The sequence below is a fragment of the Nocardia sp. NPDC051463 genome (genome assembly GCF_040681975.1).
In the GTDB taxonomy this organism is placed as follows: Bacteria; Actinomycetota; Actinomycetes; order Mycobacteriales; family Mycobacteriaceae; genus Nocardia.
In genome coordinates, this window is sequence record NZ_JBFBAB010000037.1 from 19,960 (window position 1) to 38,295 (window position 18,336).

An 18,336-nucleotide genomic window follows, 5' to 3' on the forward strand; every position below is an offset into this window, starting at 1 on the left:
CTCACGCCGAGAGGACGAATAACTTCTCTCGGCCGCCCGCGATCAGCGACTGCTCGACTACGTGCGACTCGTAGTCCCGGAACAACACGTCCAGGGTCGCTTCGGTGAACCGCTGTGCCTGTGCGCCGTCACCCGCGTCGGTGAAGCGCTGTCCGATCGCGGCGAGCACCCGGTTATCGCTGGAGGCCAGATTGCGGATCGGCTCCGCGACGATCACCTGCTTGCCCGCCGCGGCCAGCATCCGGTCGACCAGCGGCCCCGGCTCGGGCAGGAAGTGGTAGAGGCTGGCCTGCATGATCACGTAATCGGCCGCCGGCAGCGGGGCGTCGGAGTGCAGATCCCACACCGCACCACGGCCGCCTGCACGTCGCACGCGGGCGATGAAGCGCTCGTTGAGATCGAGGCCCATGTAGTCGACAGATTTACCGCGCAGATAGCGGGTGTGCAGCGTGGCAGGCCCGCAACACACGTCCAGGACACGGGCTCCGTCGGGGACGATCGCGGCGATGGCACGGTATCTGGCTCCGTAGTGGCGGCCGTACAACCCACGCATCGCCAGCTCGTAGACGATCCTGTTGCGATAGATAAGGCTCGTACCCACAGTTTCCTTGTAAGGTTCCGTTTCAACATCAGCCGCCACCACGGATAGTACGGTGAAACCAGGCCGAGTACCCGATCGGCCCGGCCTTTGCCGTGAATCCGACAGTACGACAACATGATTCGGCCCCCACCCGGTTTCCCGAGCGGGGGCCGAAATCGTCGGTCAGTCGCCGAGCAGCGTCCGCGCGTACGCCGCGGTGAGCATCTCGTAGGACTCCGATGCCCGGTTGTACCACCATGTATCCGGACCGGCTTCCGGCCGCCCGGCGGCCTGCACGGCGGCAGCGGAAGGGCGGTAGGACGAGCTGCGCGGGATGTCGCCCACCACATACACCAGATCGGGGCGCTGGTGATGATCGAGCACCTGCAGCGCCTCGGTCACATCCTTGGGTTCGAGCCGGAAACCGTGGCGAACGCTGACCGCCGCGACAGCGAGGCAGCGATCGCCGACGGACAGGCCGTAGGCGACCTCCATGTCCACCGCGGTGATGTCGTTGAGGGCGTCCACGATCGGCTGGGTGTACACCGGCCCGCGCGGTGTGCGGATCACCGTGTCGGTGCGGTCGACCAGCCAGTAGTCGCCGTCGCCGTCGCGCCGGAACAGATTCTCGGTCGGCATCCATGCGTCGCCCGCGGTGAACAGGCCGCGCAGGCCGCCGTCGGACAGGTCGACGCCGTCGGAGGCCTTGCCGATCAGCAGACCCACTTCGTTGTCGGCGCAGCGGCGGGCGAAACCGGATTCGTCCACCACGACCTGATCGGCGATCGAGTCGTAGGCGACGAGTTCCACCTTGGCCGTGCCGGGCACCGGCCTACCCTTGCAGCCCGCCTTGACGCCGGTCACGTTGGCCAGCACCACATCGCCCTCGATGGAGGCGTAGAACTCCAGCACACGGGCGGGGTCGAATTGTTCGGTCGTGCGCCGCCACAGGCCTGCGGGCATGCCGGAACCGATGAACAGGCGGATCGGGTGCGGGTGCCCCGCGGGGAACACCCCGGCGTCGAGGATGTCGCGCAGCATCGTCCAGGTGTAGGTCACCACGGTGACGCCGTAACGGTGCACCTCCTCGGCGAAGCGGGCCGGGTCGAGCGATCGGGCCAGCGCGATCCGGCTGCCGCCCGCGATCGCACCGCCGAGGCTCACCAGCAGGCCGGACGAATGATGCAGCGGGGCAAGGCAGTACACCGTGTCCTTGCGATCGAGATCGGCCGAGGTCGCGGTGCCGATCGCGGAAAGCGCCCAGCGATGGTTGGTGATGTACTTCGCCTCCATCCGATCACCGGTGCCGGTCACCAGGACGAAGGCGAGTTCGCGGGCGAGGCCGGGATTCGGCCGATACCAGGCGGGCAGGCGCACCTGGTCGGGATCGATCTGCTCGAGGTCGATCACGTTCTCACCCTGCTCGACCTCGAGTCCACGCGTGTCGCCGCCGCCGAGCACCAGCACCCTGGTACCGGTGGCCGCCGCGGTCCGCAGGTTCTCCGGGTCGGCGACCAACGTCTTGATGCCGGTGAGTTCGATCGCCCTTTCCAGCTCGCCGCCGGGGGCGAGCAGCACCGCGACCGCACCGAGACGTGAGAGCGCCGCGACGGTCGCCAGCCCGCTCGGCCGGGTCTCCATCACCACGCCGACCCGCATCGCCGGTCGGATGCCGACCGAGATGAGGCCGCGCACCACATTGTCGATGCGAACGTTGACCGAGGCATTGGTGTGCACACGATCGTCGAACAGGAAAAGATCACGTAACGGCGCCCGCTGTGCCTGCTCGGCAAGCAGCTGCCCCAGCGAAACCCGGGTGTGCGGCTGGATCATCCCGAGCCGGGTCAACCGCGGCAGCGCCCGCGCCGCCTCACCGACCAGCTCGACCGAGCCGCGCACGGTGTTGTTCGCGATCCCCTCCAGCGCCTTCCCCATGCCCGTGCCCGCCTCGGCAAGCGTGCCGACAGTGTGCACGACACGGGTCGCCGCCGAGCGCGGCCGGTTGCTTGCGACCTGCTCGGCCATCGGCGTGATCTCCGGCGGCAGCGGCTGGCCACCGTCCATCCAATCGACCCACTGCCGGACAAGAGGCCAGGTGTGGTTGGTGGCCATGCTGCCCGCAACGAGGCCGAAATGCCCTGCCACCAAACTGGCTTCGTACACCTCCGCGTTGGGCGCGGCCCGCACGATGCCACGCACCGCGGCGGGCTGGCCGATATCGTCGACCTCGCCGACGAAGGCCAGAATCGGGCATTTCAGTTCGGCAAGCGAAATCGGCTGATCGCGAATCACGAAACCGCCGAGCATCAACCGATTGTGCGCGACGAACTGCTTGAGCAGATCCGCGGCCGCCGGGCCCGCGTAGCCGACCCAGCCGTCGTTGTTCAGGAACCGGCGCTGACGCTCCTTGGGCAGCAACGCTTCCCGGTCATGCAGCTGACGCAGGAAATCGATCCTGGACTTCGCGGTTTTCACCGGGTCGAGCAGCTGGAAGCCGATGCGCACCATGGAATCGGTGATCGGCAACCGGGTGACGACATGGTCGGCGAGGAACTCCGCGACATCCGACACCATGCCGTACGGGAGCCCGAAGGGCATGCCCGCGACCACGTCGACCGGGCTGCCGAAGGTGACGATGCTCGCCACACCCTTACCGTAGCGGTAGGCGGAGGTCTGATAGGCGAACATGCCGCCCTGCGAGTACCCCATCAAGTGCACGCTGCTGCCGGTCGCCTCGCCGACCGTGTCGATCGCACTGCTGATCGCGAGGACATGATCGGCCAGATCCCGTTCCCACCCGCCCTCTTCGCTCGCGGGCGATCCGAAATCGACCACCCAGCAATCGATTCCGCCGCGATGCAGAATCCCGACCGCGCCGTCTTCGGCGTTGACATCCCAGATGTCGGCGTTCACCATCAGCGGCGGCACCAGCACAGCGACCGGCCTGCCCGGTGTCGCATCGTCGGGGAAGTAATGACGCAGGCGATACATCCGTCTGCGTTCGACAACCTCGAACGGGGACGATTCGACATCGTGGGTCAGCCCACCGAAGCGGATGACTTCCAGGCCGTTCTGGGCGGTCGCCATCAACCGTTGCACCGACCCGGCCAAATCCTTCGCACTGAACTTCACGATCGCTCCCAGCCCTACCAAGAAACGTGACACGCATCACACACCCCGACGTGTTCAGACGAGCTTCCCACATCGTGTGTCCATTATGTGTCGGCTGTGACCCGTTCCATGACAGGCCGCGCGGATCAGCGGCGATATGTGACCGAACCGGCCGGTTTTCTCGGCCGGAAGGGGTCAACGCCGCATAACGTTCACATACATGCTCTCGAATGGCTCGGGACTCACACTCAGGTCACCACGGAACGGCAGATCCATGGCGGCGATCAGGAAAATCATCGCGCCGAGAAAGAAAGCGAAAAGGCCACCGAGCAGCAAATGCGCCCCGCGATGCAGGCTGAACAGGCACAGCAACACCAGATTGACGGCCGCGCCGACCAGAATGGTCCACCACAGCACACCTGGCACACCACCGGTGGTCGCATTGATGCGATGCCGTCTTTGCTGATCGAACGTGGCGAACTGGTCGATCGTCGCCGCGTGCACGATCTGCTGAGCATCGTTCTGCGGCTGGAAGGTCAGCAGATGCTCCTGAAACCTGGTCACCAGGGCGGTGCCGCCCATCGGTTCTTCGCCCGCACGCAGCGCGGGCCAGGCCACGGTCAGGGTGTTGTCGGTGTAGTCGATCAGGTCCTGGCGCAACTGGGAGCGCTGCGGCTCCGGATAAGCGCCCGCCTCCCGGTAGAGCGTGCCGAGGGCGGCGGCTTCGTCGGCGACCACGCCCTGCGCAGCATCGTAGGACTGGTAGGTCGCCGCGGCGATCAGACCGAGTAGCAGACCGTAGAACACACCGCCGACCGTCAGCACCATGGTGACCGAGTCGTTCTTGCCCGGTTCGGGGCCGAGCGTCCGCAACACGTAGGGGCGGGTCACCAGGATCGAGCCCGTCGTCAGCGCCACACACGTTCCGGTGATGATGAGGAAGTCCAGCCAGATGGGCAGCGTATAGATCCAGGTGAACATGACATCCGAAGATAGCTATGTCACAGCCATCCGTCCGCAAATCCGTGATTCATCCCAGGACGTTACGTGCCGTTATCGCGATCGAGGGCATGTCGTGACCATCCGAAACCCGTTGCGCCATCATCGACTCCACGATCTTCGACATTCTACTGCGCGCGCCGGTGCACCCGCTCTACGATCGATGCCGTCTGGAACGCACTGTCGCGTAAATCAATTCACTCGAGTGTCTAGTTTCTGCTGTGCAATCGAAGCGCCACCACCACCGTCGACCGTCACGGTGACCGTCTCGAGGTGAGGACAACGCATGACCATCGAAATGCCGGTCCAAACGGATAATCACGTACGCAAGAGTCTCAGCACCGCCGCGGCACGACCGCTGGCAACCACCACCAAATCCGAACCGCAAATGCAGGGCATCAGCTCTCGCTGGCTCACCCGCATGCTGCCATGGACAGAGGTCAGCAGCGGTACCTACCGTGTCAACCGGCGCCTCACCCACACCGTGGGCAACGGCGAGGTCGAATTCGTCGTCGACGGTTCGCAGGCCAGGGTGATTCCACTGGAACTCCAGGAACTTCCGCAATTGCGGGACTTCGACGACGAGGAAATACTCCGAGCGCTCGCACAACGATTCGAACAGCGCGATCTCGAACCGGGCACTGTCGTAGCAGAATTCGGCAATCCGATGAATCAGGTCCTGCTGATCGTGCACGGAAAACTCAGCAAGATCGGCACGGGAGAATACGGTGAGCCGACCATGCTGGGCATGCTGGCCGGCGGCGATTTCTATGGCGACGAAACGCTCACCAACCCGTCCGCGATTTGGCCGGTCACCGTCAAAACCGTGACAAGAACGACGATGTTGGTCCTGCCGCGGCAAACGCTGGACGAAATATTGGAGTACACACCGGCCTTGCGCGAGCAATTGTCCCGCGTCGCAACAGCACCCGCCCAGCCACAGAACTCCAAGGGCGAGGCCAGCATTCTGATCTCCTCCGGCCATGCCGGAGAGCCCTTGCTCGACGGCACCTTCGTCGATTACGACGCCTCCCCGCGCGAATACGAGTTGAGTCTCGCGCAGAGCGTGCTGCGGGTACACACCCGCGTCGCGGATTTGTTCAACGATCCGATGAACCAGGTCGAACAACAGTTGCGGCTGACCATCGAGGCGCTCTACGAACGCCGGGAGCACGACCTCGTCAACAACCCGGACTTCGGCCTGCTGCACAACTGCGATCTGAAGCAGCGCATCTACACCGAATCGGGCCCGCCCACCCCCGACGACATGGACGAGCTGCTCAGCATGCGCCGGAGCACGAAACTGTTTCTGGCACACCCGAAAGCGATCGCCGCCTTCGGCCGGGAATGCAGCAAGCGCGGACTGTATCCCGATCCGGTCGAGGTGGACGGTCATCGCGTTCCCGCCTGGCGCGGGGTGCCGATCTTCCCGTGCGGCAAAATCCCGGTCAGCGGCACCCAGACCACATCGATCCTCGCCATGCGCACCGGCGAGAAAGACCAGGGCGTCATCGGCCTGCACCAGACCAACATTCCCGACGAGTACGAGCCGAGCCTCAACGTCCGATTCAAGGGCATCGACGACCAGTCGATCATCTCCTACCTGATCAGCTGCTACTACTCGGCGGCCGTGCTGGTGCCGGACGCACTGGGGGTGCTCGACAATGTCCTGGTCGCCCGGCAGGCCGACTGACCGGGGGTGATGAGCGATGTCGGTGCTCTCTCGCGCCTCGGCGCCAGCTGCCACGCACGATCTGGCTGCTGCCGTCGCCGCACTGCTGTCGAATCTCGATGACACCGCCCCGGCGACGCTGCCGCTGGAGGATATCGGCGCATCGGCGGAAACCACCGTGCCGAATCAGGATTCGCGTTCGGTCTCGCAGCCGCCCGAACGTCGGAGACCGAGCCCGATTCGACTGCTCGGCCCGAGCGGCCTCGGCGCGGCGGCGCTGCGGCTCGAGACGCCGGCAGCGGTCGAGTCGAACCGACTCGGCCCGGACGCCCCCGAGCCGCCGCCCCCGAGCCGCCCCGCCCCGGCGACACCGGACACCGTGCAGGCACGAGCCGTTGCTCCGGCCGGGTTCGCACCACCGCGCGTGGCGCCTCCGGCCGCCTCGATGCCCGTCGGCGTGGCGAAGGGGGTCGCGCCGAGGGAATCGAACCGTTCACGAATACCGTGGAGGCCCAGTGGATCAGGAACATCATCAGCGCGTGTGTGCGCCACCGGACCGGCGATTCCGCCGCTGTACTGCCCGCCGCCGGTCCGTGATGATCCGGCGCTCGCCACAGTGGTCAACGACGGACTCATCCACTGGGCGGAGGCGATCGGCCTCTACGCTGGACGACTCGACGAACTGCGAGACGCCGACTTCGGCCGGCTGATCATGCTCGCCCATCCCGACAGCGACGATCCGGATCGGCTACTTGCCGCCGCCAAATGCGCGGTCTCCGAATGGTCGGTCGACGACTACTACTGTGAGGAGGGAGCAGACGACACAGCACCGGACGGCACCCCGTCGAATGCTGCGACCGAGCTGGGGCCGAAGCTCGAACTCGCCGCTGCGGCAATGGATCCCGTGCATCTACCGGCACGCTATGCGCCCCGGCTCGAGCAGGCGCTGCAGGCCGATCCGATACTGCGCGCCTTCCGCACGTCCTTCGAGCACCTGTCCCACTACGCGACCCCTGCGCAGCTCGCCCGCTTGCGCACAGAGATCGCGGGCTGGTTCATCGCACTGGCCGCGGAAGCGGGTTGGCGCGCATCGAACCGGATGCCACCGGTGTGGGAGTACCTCACCAACCGGCAGCCGCACAGTTTCCTGCCGTGTATGGCGCCGATCGATGCGGTCGGCGGCTACGAACTCCCCGCGGCCGAATACACCGATCCGCGGGTGCGTCGTGCCGTCACCACGGCCGCCCTGGCCAGCCAGATGGTGAACGACCTGTATTCGATGGCGCGCGAGGATCTTTCGGGCGGGCGGGAATTCAACCTCCCGACCGTGCTCGCCGCGGAAGAGAAATGCTCACGCCGGGAGGCGGTCCTGCGCACCGCCGAAGTCCACGACGAGCTCGTGCACCGGTTCGAGCAGGAGGCGGGCGCACTCGCCGCCGTCGGCTCAGCCGAATTACGCCGATTCCTCGGCGGCCTGTGGGCATGGATGGGCGGCAACCGCGCCTGGCATGCCGACAGCAAGCGCTACAACGATGCATCCCACCAGTAATCGCGACACGCGAAGTAGTACAGCGAGAGGATGATCCGAGATGACCATGCTCAACCCCGATACCGGCGCCGTGCTCCGTACGCACTATCAGAAGTCCGTGGCCGAGTACTGGAACAACAATCCCAACGACGACCGGGTCAACACCAAACTCGGCGAGGTGGACGGACTCTTTCACCATCACTACGGCATCGGCGACCCCGATTTGTCCGTGCTGACGGGACCGGAGGACACCCGTGAGGAGCAGATCGTCAAGGAACTGCACCGGCTCGAGACCGCACAGGCCGACTTCCTGCTCGACCACCTCGGCGACGTCCGACCGGGCGATCGGCTGATGGACGGTGGATCCGGGCGCGGCGGCACCAGCTTCATGGCCAATCAGCGGTTCGGCTGCCAGGTCGACGGCGTCACCATCTCCGAATACCAGGTCGGCTTCGCCAACGAGCAGGCCGCGCATCGCGGCGTCGCGGACAAAGTGCGCTTCCACTTCCGCAATATGCTCGACACCGGTTTCGACGCCGGCGTGCTGCGCGGCATGTGGACCAACGAAACCACCATGTACGTGGACCTCTTCGAGCTGTACAGCGAGTTCTCGCGACTGCTGGAGCCGGGCGGACGCTATGTCTGCATCACCGGATGCTCCAACGATGTGACAGGCGGGCGGTCCTCGTCGGTCAGCTGGATCGACGCCCACTACGGTTGCATGATCCATCCGCGTAGTGAGTACTTTCGGGCGATGGCCGAGAACAACCTGGTGCCGATCGAGGTGGTCGACCTGACCGCGGCGACCATCCCCTACTGGGAGCTGCGCAGCAAGTCCGAGCTGGCGACCGGTGTGGAGCAGCCCTTCCTCACCGCCTATAAGGAGGGTAGTTTCCAATACCTCATGATTGCCGTCGATAAGGTGGGGAGGTGACCGAGACGCTCTCCCAGCCGTGGACCGACCGCGAGGCGCTGCCCGTCGAGCTCGTCGACGAGGCAGGCCACGCGGTCGGCGCGTGCCCGGTCGGGCAGGCGCATCAGGCGCCGGGCCTGCTGCACCGCGCGTTCTCGGTGCTGCTGTTCGACGCCGCGGGCCGGGTGCTGTTGCAGCAGCGTGCCGCGGTGAAGACCCGGTTCCCGCTGCTGTGGGCCAACACCTGTTGCGGCCACCCGGCACCCGGGCAGCCGGTGGCCGACGCCGCCGCGGTGCGCCTGGCCGAGGAACTCGGCCTCGCCACCGACCTCACCGAGGTCGGCGTCTACCGCTACCAGGCGGAAGACCCTGCCACCGGCCGCGTCGAACACGAGTGGGACCACGTGCTCATCGGCCGCCTCGCGGCGAGCACACCACGTCCCGATCCCGCAGAGGTCGCCGACTACGCGTGGCTCCAGCCCGACGCATTGCGTGACGCGTTGGCCGACGAACCCGGGAGCTACACGCCGTGGCTGGCGGGGGTGCTGGACATCGCGGAGAAGGCGCAGCGCCTCGGCACTGGGCAGTAGTAGTTCGGCTCGCCCGTCCGGTGCCGTTGCGCACGCCGTGCTCGAGGCAGTCACCGACCCGTCATCATCGTCTAGTCGACGGTGAACCGGGCCCGGCTGCCTCGACCGGGCGAGCTCGCCGCAGGCCGCGTCGTCGGTCATCCCACAGGGAGTCAGTTTCACCTGGTCGACCAGGGAATCTCCATGGTGAACGGTCCGATGACGGGGCAGGCAGTCCGATATCGCGCAGGCACAGACACTCCTGCACCATCCCCGCGGTCCTGATCCGGCGCACTCGGCAACGCCTTGTTCGGCCGCAATTACGAAGACATTCTTAGATGCGCATATCCAGGTAGGTACATGTGCTCGGCGCGATACTTGTCACACTGCACAAAACCTTCGGGAACTCACAGGAACGGCACAGGCTTTGGCCAGGCACATCTTCGATGCTTGCCTGAGTACGGAGCTCTTGGCAATCAGTGAGGTGCACGATGGTCGAAGTCGAAGTCACGGATACGACGGTGACAGTCCACGTTCTCGGCGGGCACCGGCTGCTGGCACTGCGCGAGCAGCTGACCTTCGATCTCTCGGATATCACCGAGGTCACCGCTGCCGAGGTCGACCTGCGGCCGCCATGGGTACGCGCACCGGGGACCTTCTTCCCCGGAGTGATCGCGGCAGGCACCTATCGTGGCAGGCGTCGAAAAGAATTCTGGGACACCAAGTTCAAGGGTCAGGCCATCCGAATCGAGCTGGCAGGCGCCGACTTCACCCGGGTGGTCGTCGATGTCGACGACCCCGATGCCGCACTGCATGCGCTGACCTCCGCTGTCGCGGCCTGATCAAGCTCCGAAGGAGCTCAGCAGCCCGAAGCAGGGCTCGGTCGGCGGCGTGGCGAACCAGCCCCGCCCCGACTTGCGGACACCGAGGGTGAGCAACGACTGCACGGTCAAGGTTGCGACGGCCACACCGTCGATCACCCGTACGTCGATTTCGTCGCGAGTGTGCACACAGGTCTGCCATTCCCGCGCAGCCGAGCGGCCCTCCCCCAGCAGCGTCTCGAGCGCTTCGCGGACCAGGATGTGGCTGACCCCGAACAATTCGGCGACCTCACGCAGCGGGATCACCGTGCACGGCGGCACGGCCCCATCGAGGATCACCCGACGCAGTTCGCCGAGAATGATCTGTGGCCTGCCCGGTTCTCCGACAACCAGCCTCGCAAGCAGCGCCGGACATCTCCATGGAGGCATGTCGACCACCGTTGGTGAGCCGTATTGCGTTTTCGGTCCGTGATGTGACGGTCAGGAAAAGCACGCTCGGCCGGCTACCGCCACTCGAGCGGGAATTCGATCGGCCTTACGCTGCATGGATCCCGAACGGCAAGGAATATTCGATGACGACTCTTCCGACAACGCAAACCGTCGATCGGCGCTTCGTGAGCCTGGTCGCCGAATTCGACCGGCTGTTCCGGCGGCCCTCCGACGGTGGCGGATCCCTCGTGGTGTACCTGCACGGCGAGCCGGTCGTCGATGTCTGGGCCGGTTTCGCGCACCCGGGGGTGCCGTGGGCGCACGACTCGGTGGCGATGGCGTACTCCACCGGCAAAGGCGTCGCCTCGACTCTGCTGCACCGGTTCGCCGAGCGCGGCCTACTCGACTACGACGAGCCCGTTGCCACCTACTGGCCCGAATTCGCCTCCGCAGGAAAAGAACTCATCACCGTGCGCGCGTTGTTGACCCATCGGGCCGGGCTGCACCGGCTGCGCGGACTGCTGCCGGGTCCGGTGGACCGTTTCCTGGACGACGCCGCGGTGACAGCGGCGCTCGCCGCCACAACCCCCGACCCGCGATACCTGGTGACCAGCGGTTATCACGGAATCACCTTCGGCCACTTGGTCGCCGAGCTGGTACGCAGGATCAGCGGCGCGACGTTCACCGATGCGCTGCGCACCGAAATCGCGCAACCGCTTGCCGCAACAGATCTCTGGTTCCGCGTGCCGGCATCCGAACGCGGCAGGATCGCCGCCAACTTTCCCAGGCTGACCGTCGCAGGCCTCGACTGGGACCACGGCGCCCGGCTGATGTCGAGGACCAGGTTTGCCGCGGCCGCCGACACCACGCCGCAGGGATTCGCCGACCTGGTGTCCGATCCGCGCCTACACGATTCGGTGATGCCCGGCGTCAACGGTGTCTTCTCCGCGCGCTCGCTGGCCCGCGTGTACGGCGCCCTCGCCAACGGCGGCCGCCTCGACGGCTTCCAGCTACTGCGACCCGAAACCATCGAGCTCATCACCCGACGCCAAGTCTTCACTCCCGATTATGTTCTCGCCTTCCGCATCCCCTGGGCCCTGGGCTACCACGGCGTCCCGATGAAGCCCTCCAAAGCCGAACCCGTTTCCGCCTTCGGCCATTTCGGCCTCGGTGGTTCGGGGGCCTTCGCCGACCCGGCCACCGGCATGTCCCTCGGCTTCGTCACCAACCGCCTCGGCGGGAAGCTCACCCCGCTCGGCGACGCCCGCCTCGCCCGCCTCGGCGCCATCGCCCATAACCTCGCCAAGGCTGCGTGAGCCGCGCCGCTACGGTGCGCCAGGCACCGTCCCGAATCCACGGCGGTTGAGAAAGCCGACCCAAGTTGCTGCCGGACGGGGTGCGACCTGGCAGCATGGCGACATGGAGTTGCTCGGGCTGGATCGGATCAAGGCGGCTGCGGCGCTACTTGCGCCGGTGATTCGGCGGACGCCGGTGGTGGCATCGCGGGCGTTGTCGGAGCGCTCCGAGACCGAGGTGTGGCTCAAATGTGAGAACTTGCAGCGGACAGGGTCGTTCAAGCCGCGCGGCGCCTACAACAGGATCGCGAATTTGCGCATCGATGAGCGGGCCAATGGTGTGGTCGCGGCGAGCGCGGGCAATCATGCGCAGGGAGTGGCCTGGGCGGCGACGTCGCTGGGAATCGAGTCGACGGTGTTCATGCCGGTGGGGGCATCACTGCCGAAACTGGCGGCCACCAAGGCATATGGCGCGAGAGTGCTGCAGGTGGGCGAAACCGTCGATGACGCGCTCGACGCGGCACTCGACTTCGCGGAGCGCAGCGGGGCGACGTTGATCCATCCGTTCGACCACCCCGACATCGTGGCCGGGCAAGCCACGGTGGGGCTGGAGATCCTGGACCAATTGCCCGACGTCGGGACGGTGCTCGTGCCCACCGGTGGTGGCGGACTGCTTGCCGGTGTCGCGGCCGCGCTGCACCATATCGCGCCACACGTGCGGGTAATCGGCGTGCAGGCCGCTGAGGCGGCCGCCTGGCCTGATTCACTGGCGGCAGGCAAGCCGGTCCGGGCCGGGCGAATGTCGACGATGGCCGACGGCATCGCGGTCGGACTACCGGGTGCGGTGCCGTTCGCGCACGTTGCGGAGTACGGGACGACCATGCTGACCGTCGATGAGGACGCACTGTCCAAGGCACTACTGTTGTGCCTGGAGCGAGGGAAACTGATCGTCGAGCCTGCCGGCGCCGCGGCGGTCGCGGCGTTGATGAGCTACCCGGTGGCGGAACTCGGCCTGCGCGGACCGGTCTGCGCGATCCTGTCCGGCGGCAATATCGACCCGCTGCTGTTGACCCGGCTGATCGGCCACGGCCTGAGCGCCGCGGGTCGCTACCTCGCGGTGCGGGTGACGATCATGGATAGTCCCGGTGGACTCAGCAGCCTGCTCGGCGTGGTCGGGAAGACGGGAGCGAGCGTGGTCGACGTGGCGCACTCGCGCACCGGCACCTGGCTGGCCCTGAACGAGGTGGAGGTATCACTGACGCTCGAGACTCGTGGACCGAACCACCGCACCGACGTCCTCGATGCACTGACCGAGTCCGGATATGTTGTCCGAGTGGAAGATTGATGGACGCGTGCCGACCCCTCGCGCGGTCGGCACCGCCGGCTCGGCGACCGCTCAGCACTTCCGCTTGTAGAAGTACTTCGCGTTGGCGTCCATGTCCGCCTGGGTGATCGCGACCATGTCGGTCTGAATGTTCCTGATGACCGGCTTGCCCTCCAGCGCCGCGACAGCTTGGTCGACACCCTTGGCGCCGATGCCACCCGGATCTTGCGCGATCAGCGCCTGCACGGTGCCCGCCTTCAGGTCCTCGACCTGTTTGGGGCTCGCGTCGAAGCCGACCAGTTTGACCTGGCCGAGCTTGTTCGCATTGCGCAGACCGGTTGCCGCGCCCTCGGCCGAGCTCAGGTTCGTCGCGAATATACCGGCAAGCTCCGGGTGGGCGGCGAGCGTGGCGGTCACGATCGAGGCGGCTTGGGCGGCCTCGTTGTTGTTGTACTGCACGCCGAGCGAGGTCATCCCGGGATAGTTCCGCAGCGCCGCCTCGAAGCCTTCGGCGCGGGCATCGGTAGTGGAGGTGCCCGCCTTGGTGTTGATCACCAGCACCGGCCCCTTCTCCCCGACCAGCTTCGCCAGGGTGGCGGCCGCGAGTTCGCCGCCCTTCGTGTTGTCGGACGAAATCGACGACAGCGCAACGGACGTGTCGTCGAGTGCGGTGTCCACCTCGACGATCTTGATGCCCGCGGCCTTGGCCTGCTCGAGCGGATTCGCCATCGCCCTCGCGTGTGTCGGCGCGATCAGGATGCCGCCGGGCTTGTTGGCCATCACGCCAGTGAGCACCGGTGTCTGCGATCCGGCGTCGAACTTGGTCGGTGCCTGGGTATCCAGCTCGTAGCCGAGCTTCGTCGCCTCGTCCTGCGCACCGCACTGCATGGAGATATAGAAAGGTTCGTCGGCGACGCCGGGAATGAGCACCAGCTTCTTGCTGGTTGTCCCGCCGGAATCGTTCACTTCGCCACTACACGACATGACCATCGTGCCGACCGTAACTATCGTGCCGATCAGCACCGCGGTCCGCTTCGTCAACATCATCCGGCCACTCCCGCCTCAATATTCTTTTCGCGCAGCGTTGTCGACTGCTACCTCTATCGGTCCCGCGCTCTGCGGCGGAGCTGGTCGAACCACACCGCCCCGACCAGAACCGCGCTTACCGCGATCGGCTGCCAGAACACCGGCACCCCGGCGATGACGAAACCCTTGCGTAGCACCGACGGGATGAAGACCCCGATCACCGTGCCCAGGACAGTACCGACCCCGCCGAAAAGGCTTGTCCCGCCGATCACTACGCCCGCGATGGCATCCAGGTTGTCGGTGCCGTGTCCGCCGATGGTGGTGGTGCCGAAGTAGGCGAGGTTCATGAAACCCGCAAGCCCGGCGAGCAATCCGGTCATCAGATAGACCAGCACGAGGTGGCGGGTGACCGCGATCCCCGAGCGGCGCGCGGCCTCTTCGTTGGAACCGATCGCGTAGGTGTAGCGACCGAATCTGGTGGTGTGCAGCACCCAAGCGGCGAGCACGGTGACCACGGTGGCGACCAGCACCAGATTCGGCACACCGCCCAGCGAGGTGCCGAACCCCAGCGAGTCGCGCAGCTTGTCGGGCACGGTCCTGGTGTCGACGCCACCGGTGATCAGCTGTGCCGCACCGAGTGCAGCCCCGAAGGACCCGAGTGTGACAATCAACGGCGGGATCTTGGCTTTCGCCACAAGCAGTCCGTTCAGCAGCCCCCAGATCCCGCCACCGCCAACGGAAATCAGGAACCCGAGTCCGATGATGCCCCAGCCCGCCGCCGTGGCATTCTCCTCGGGACTCAGCCATTCCATGGATTTGGCGCCGAGCACGCCGGCGAAGATCAGCACCATCCCGACCGAGAGATCGATGCCGGAGGTGATGATCACGTAGGTCATCCCGACCGAAAGCACCAGCAGCACCGACGTTTCGATCAGCAGGGTCTGCAGGGTGAAACGAGTGGGAAACGCATCGGGCCGAATCATGCTGAACGCCACGCACAAGCCGACGAGCACGACCCCGATCCACACGGTGCTCGCACCGAGCAGTCGTTGCAGCACAGTGCGTTCGGGCAGTTCCGTGCCTTTACCAACGACACCGCGGGCTTCCTCCTCGCTCATGCGGTGTCTCGCTTTCCGAACACTGCGCGACGTCTCACGTCGTCTCCTCGGGCGTCAGCGCACCGGTCATCGCACCGACCAACTGCTCCAGGGTGACCTCGGCAGCGGTGAAGCGAGCCACCCGTCTACCCAGTCGCAGCACCTCGATGCGATCGGCGACAGCCAGCACCTCGGGCATGTTGTGGCTGATGAGCACAACCGCGATGCCCTGGTCGCGCACCCGGCGGATGACATCGAGCACGCGCTCACGCTGGACAACACCCAGCGCCGCGGTCGGCTCATCCATGAACACCACTTTGCTCGCCCACATCACCGCCCTGGCCACCGCCACGCTCTGCCGCTGCCCACCCGAGAGCGACCCGATCGGCACATCGGCGTTCTGCAGAGTGACACCGAGTCGGCGAAAGTGGTCGATCGCCTGGCTTCGCATGGCCGGCCTGTCCAGCATGCCGAGCTTGCCCGCAAGCCCACGCCGCAGTAGTTCGCGGCCGAGGAACAGGTTCGCGGCGGGGTCGAGATCGGGGGCCACCGCCAAATCCTGGTACACGGTTTCTACCCCGAGCTTCCGCGCGGCGGTCGGTGTTGGCAGCAGCACCGGCCTACCGTCGAGCAGGATGGTGCCGCCGTCCGGTTGCTCGGCTCCCGAAAGGCATTTCACCAGAGTCGACTTACCCGCACCGTTGTCACCGATGAGTGCGACGACTTCGCCGGCTTCGGCCTGAAAGTTGGCGCCGCGCAGAGCCTGCACGCTGCCGTAGTGCTTGACGAGCCCAGCAGCCTCCAGCACCATGGTGGCAGCGCCGGGTGTTCCCATGACCTCGCCCTCATCGTCCGAGGTCATGGGGCACATCCGGGTGGACTCAGCTGAGCAAACGTCCAGTCCATCGCCCGATGTTACGTTCGGCGCGGTGCCGATCGGGACGTATTCGAGAAAATGCAGAGGGCGCAACACTACTCGCGCTCAGCAACCCGCCGCAGGTCTCGGACCGGCCGATTTCGGTGGGCCCACGACTGTGGGCAGTGAATTCCCCGGGGACTTCCGGATCAGTGGGCGCCGCCGAGCTCGAGGGCAAGCACACCGAGGATCACCAGGCCGATGCCCTCGATCTGCACCGGGGTCAATCGCTCATCCAAGAACAGCACTCCGATGAGGGCGATCGCGGTAACACCGATGGCCGACCAGATCCCGTAGGCGACACCGATCGCCATCCCTCGCTTCAGTACCTGCGACAGGAAATAGAGCGCTGCGCCGTAACCGATGACAACGATGATCGAGGGCACGAGCTTGCGGAAACCCTCGGAGATCTTCAGCGGAACGTCGCGGTCGCCTCGGACGCAATGGCCAGCCAGCAGCGTAACCCCGGGCCGCAGCCAGTCGAGCGGAGGCGCGGGAGCACGCGCTGCTCGGGCGCGCGCCGACCATCGGCCGGCGCGATAACCGGGGTAACGACAGTCACGCCAGCCAGCCGCGCAATTCTCCTGCCGTGCCGCGGATTTCGTCGATCTGCTTCGCGACCTGGATACCTGCCGTGCCGCCACGGGCGTTGCGCGAGGCGATTGACCCTTGCACCGTCAGCACCTCGCGGACCTGCGGCGTCAGTGCCGGATCGACGGCGGCGAACTCCGCGTCGGTGAGCTCGTCGAGCCCGACGCCACGCGCCTCGGCAGCGCGGACACAGCCACCCGCCGCCTCGTGCGCGACACGGAACGGGACACCTTGGCGGACAAGCCATTCGGCAATGTCGGTCGCGAGTGTGAAACCGGCGGGTGCGAGTTCGGCCATCCGGTCGGTATGGAAGGTCAGCGTCGAGACGAGGCCGGCGATGGCGGGGAGCAACAGCTCCAGCTGGGCGACCGAGTCGAACAGGGGTTCCTTGTCCTCCTGCAAATCCCGGTTGTAGGCGAGTGGTTGCGCTTTGAGGGTGGCGAGCAGGCCGGTGAGATTGCCGATCAGGCGGCCCGCCTTGCCGCGGGTGAGTTCGGAGACGTCGGGGTTCTTCTTCTGTGGCATGATCGACGATCCGGTGGACCAGGCGTCCGCGAGGGTGATGTAGCCGAATTCCGGTGTGCTCCAGATGATGACTTCTTCGGCCATCCTGCTGAGGTCGACACCGATCATGGCCAGCACGAAGGCCGACTCGGCGGCAAAGTCGCGCGCGGAGGTGGCGTCGATCGAATTGGCCGCCGACGCATCGAAATCCAGTTCGGCGGCAATCGCCTCCGGGTCCACACCGAGCGAGGAACCTGCCAGCGCCCCGGAACCGTAGGGAGACACCGCCGCCCGCTTGTCGAAGTCACGCAGTCGGTCGATATCGCGCAGCAGCGGATGGGCATGGGCGAGCAGATGATGCGCGAGCAGCACCGGCTGCGCGGCCTGCAGATGCGTCTTGCCCGGCATCACCGCGTCGGGGTGTGCGGCCGCCTGGGCGACAAGCGCGTCGACCACCTCGAGCAGACCGGCAGCGACTCGACGGACCGCGTCGCGCAGCCACATCCGGAACAGTGTGGCCACCTGGTCGTTTCGCGACCGCCCCGCACGCAGCCTGCCGCCGAGTTCGGTGCCGACCCGCTCGATCAGTCCCCGTTCCAGCGCACCGTGCACATCCTCGTCGGACTCCGCAGGTCCGTAGGCCCCGGAGTCCACATCGGCGGCCAAGCGATCCAGCCCGTCGAGCATCGCCGCGAGATCGGATTCCGACAGCAGCCCGGCCTTGTGTAGCACCCGCGCGTGCGCCTTCGACGCGCGAATGTCGTAGGGGGCGAGCACCCAGTCGAACTGCGTCGACTTGCTGAGCGCGGCCATTGCCGCGGCCGGGCCGGACGCGAAACGTCCGCCCCAGAGCGCCCCTTCGTTGGTGCTGCCGCTCTGCGTCATCGTGTGCTGTCTCCTGACGGTCGGAAGTCGATCATCGGTGGATGCGCCGGCTACGCAATCCTCGGGGTCGGCGTAT

General features: G+C 66.2%; 15 protein-coding genes and 2 pseudogenes. 7 read left to right on the plus strand and 10 right to left on the minus strand.

Annotated features, from left to right (window positions below):
- Window position 1: 1 nt before the first annotated feature.
- The 3 genes from AB0M74_RS31640 to AB0M74_RS31650 form a co-directional block, all read right to left on the minus strand.
- Window positions 2–601 carry a methionine biosynthesis protein MetW gene (locus tag AB0M74_RS31640; protein WP_366529972.1) on the minus strand — a complete coding sequence of 200 codons (600 nt, stop codon included), beginning with the start codon at window positions 599–601 and terminating at the stop codon, window positions 2–4.
- Window positions 602–763: 162 nt separating this feature from the next.
- A complete protein-coding gene (locus AB0M74_RS31645) occupies window positions 764–3,712 on the minus strand; it encodes an acyl-CoA synthetase (protein WP_366529973.1) in 2,949 nt (982 codons plus the stop codon).
- Window positions 3,713–3,886: 174 nt separating this feature from the next.
- Window positions 3,887–4,672, minus strand: coding sequence for a hypothetical protein (locus AB0M74_RS31650; protein ID WP_366529974.1), 786 nt, complete (start codon window positions 4,670–4,672; stop codon window positions 3,887–3,889).
- A gap of 304 nt (window positions 4,673–4,976) precedes the next feature.
- On the opposite strand from AB0M74_RS31650, the gene AB0M74_RS31655 reads away from it, so the two are divergent.
- From AB0M74_RS31655 to AB0M74_RS31675, 5 genes are all read left to right on the plus strand, one after another.
- A complete protein-coding gene (locus AB0M74_RS31655; protein ID WP_366529975.1) occupies window positions 4,977–6,383 on the plus strand; it encodes a family 2B encapsulin nanocompartment shell protein in 1,407 nt (468 codons plus the stop codon).
- Window positions 6,384–6,399: 16 nt separating this feature from the next.
- Window positions 6,400–7,911: a family 2 encapsulin nanocompartment cargo protein terpene cyclase gene (locus tag AB0M74_RS31660; RefSeq protein ID WP_366529976.1), complete on the plus strand. Its 1,512-nt coding sequence runs from the start codon at window positions 6,400–6,402 to the stop codon at window positions 7,909–7,911.
- A gap of 40 nt (window positions 7,912–7,951) precedes the next feature.
- The gene (locus AB0M74_RS31665; protein ID WP_366529977.1) at window positions 7,952–8,824 is read left to right on the plus strand and encodes a geranyl diphosphate 2-C-methyltransferase; all 873 of its coding nucleotides are present in this window, start codon (window positions 7,952–7,954) and stop codon (window positions 8,822–8,824) included.
- Complete coding sequence (gene idi / locus AB0M74_RS31670) at window positions 8,821–9,393, plus strand: isopentenyl-diphosphate Delta-isomerase (protein ID WP_366529978.1); 573 nt, start codon at window positions 8,821–8,823, stop codon at window positions 9,391–9,393. Before AB0M74_RS31665 ends, idi begins: the two co-directional genes overlap by 4 nt.
- 470 nt (window positions 9,394–9,863) lie before the next feature.
- Entirely contained in the window at window positions 9,864–10,214 is a 351-nt protein-coding gene (locus AB0M74_RS31675; protein ID WP_366529979.1) for a hypothetical protein, read from the plus strand.
- On the opposite strand, the pseudogene AB0M74_RS31680 reads toward AB0M74_RS31675, so the two are convergent.
- Window positions 10,215–10,410: pseudogene (locus AB0M74_RS31680) on the minus strand (Asp/Glu racemase); the annotation flags it as partial.
- 2 nt (window positions 10,411–10,412) lie between these two features.
- Window positions 10,413–10,622: pseudogene (locus tag AB0M74_RS31685) on the minus strand (GntR family transcriptional regulator); the annotation flags it as partial.
- A 143-nt stretch (window positions 10,623–10,765) separates the two neighbouring features.
- On the opposite strand from AB0M74_RS31685, the gene AB0M74_RS31690 reads away from it, so the two are divergent.
- Together AB0M74_RS31690 and ilvA are read left to right on the plus strand one after the other, a co-directional pair.
- A complete protein-coding gene (locus AB0M74_RS31690; RefSeq protein WP_366529980.1) occupies window positions 10,766–11,938 on the plus strand; it encodes a serine hydrolase domain-containing protein in 1,173 nt (390 codons plus the stop codon).
- 103 nt (window positions 11,939–12,041) lie between these two features.
- Window positions 12,042–13,262 (plus strand): threonine ammonia-lyase, encoded by a 1,221-nt coding sequence (gene ilvA, locus AB0M74_RS31695; protein WP_366529981.1) that lies wholly within the window; start codon window positions 12,042–12,044, stop codon window positions 13,260–13,262.
- A gap of 51 nt (window positions 13,263–13,313) precedes the next feature.
- Here ilvA and AB0M74_RS31700 read toward each other — a convergent pair whose 3' ends face one another.
- The 5 genes from AB0M74_RS31700 to argH all read right to left on the minus strand — a co-directional run bounded on the left by AB0M74_RS31700 (window position 13,314) and on the right by argH (window position 18,260).
- Window positions 13,314–14,288: an ABC transporter substrate-binding protein gene (locus AB0M74_RS31700; RefSeq protein WP_366529982.1), complete on the minus strand. Its 975-nt coding sequence runs from the start codon at window positions 14,286–14,288 to the stop codon at window positions 13,314–13,316.
- Between the two features lie 53 nt (window positions 14,289–14,341).
- Window positions 14,342–15,385, minus strand: coding sequence for an ABC transporter permease (locus AB0M74_RS31705; RefSeq protein WP_366529983.1), 1,044 nt, complete (start codon window positions 15,383–15,385; stop codon window positions 14,342–14,344).
- 34 nt (window positions 15,386–15,419) lie between these two features.
- The gene (locus tag AB0M74_RS31710; RefSeq protein ID WP_366529984.1) at window positions 15,420–16,226 is read right to left on the minus strand and encodes an ATP-binding cassette domain-containing protein; all 807 of its coding nucleotides are present in this window, start codon (window positions 16,224–16,226) and stop codon (window positions 15,420–15,422) included.
- A gap of 203 nt (window positions 16,227–16,429) precedes the next feature.
- Window positions 16,430–16,666, minus strand: a complete 237-nt coding sequence (locus tag AB0M74_RS31715) for an SMR family transporter (protein ID WP_366529985.1) — start codon at window positions 16,664–16,666, stop codon at window positions 16,430–16,432.
- A gap of 172 nt (window positions 16,667–16,838) precedes the next feature.
- Window positions 16,839–18,260, minus strand: coding sequence for an argininosuccinate lyase (argH, locus tag AB0M74_RS31720; protein ID WP_366529986.1), 1,422 nt, complete (start codon window positions 18,258–18,260; stop codon window positions 16,839–16,841).
- Between the last annotated feature and the right edge of the window lie 76 nt (window positions 18,261–18,336).

Coding starts and splice junctions, on each gene's coding strand:
- AB0M74_RS31650 (WP_366529974.1), bottom strand. CDS start 4,672: ATGTTCACCTGGATCTATACGCTGCCCATCTGGCTGGACTTCCTCATC.
- AB0M74_RS31655 (WP_366529975.1), top strand. CDS start 4,977: ATGACCATCGAAATGCCGGTCCAAACGGATAATCACGTACGCAAGAGT.
- AB0M74_RS31660 (WP_366529976.1), top strand. CDS start 6,400: ATGTCGGTGCTCTCTCGCGCCTCGGCGCCAGCTGCCACGCACGATCTG.
- AB0M74_RS31665 (WP_366529977.1), top strand. CDS start 7,952: ATGACCATGCTCAACCCCGATACCGGCGCCGTGCTCCGTACGCACTAT.
- AB0M74_RS31675 (WP_366529979.1), top strand. CDS start 9,864: ATGGTCGAAGTCGAAGTCACGGATACGACGGTGACAGTCCACGTTCTC.
- AB0M74_RS31690 (WP_366529980.1), top strand. CDS start 10,766: ATGACGACTCTTCCGACAACGCAAACCGTCGATCGGCGCTTCGTGAGC.
- ilvA (WP_366529981.1), top strand. CDS start 12,042: ATGGAGTTGCTCGGGCTGGATCGGATCAAGGCGGCTGCGGCGCTACTT.
- AB0M74_RS31700 (WP_366529982.1), bottom strand. CDS start 14,288: ATGATGTTGACGAAGCGGACCGCGGTGCTGATCGGCACGATAGTTACG.
- AB0M74_RS31705 (WP_366529983.1), bottom strand. CDS start 15,385: ATGAGCGAGGAGGAAGCCCGCGGTGTCGTTGGTAAAGGCACGGAACTG.
- AB0M74_RS31710 (WP_366529984.1), bottom strand. CDS start 16,226: ATGACCTCGGACGATGAGGGCGAGGTCATGGGAACACCCGGCGCTGCC.
- argH (WP_366529986.1), bottom strand. CDS start 18,260: ATGACGCAGAGCGGCAGCACCAACGAAGGGGCGCTCTGGGGCGGACGT.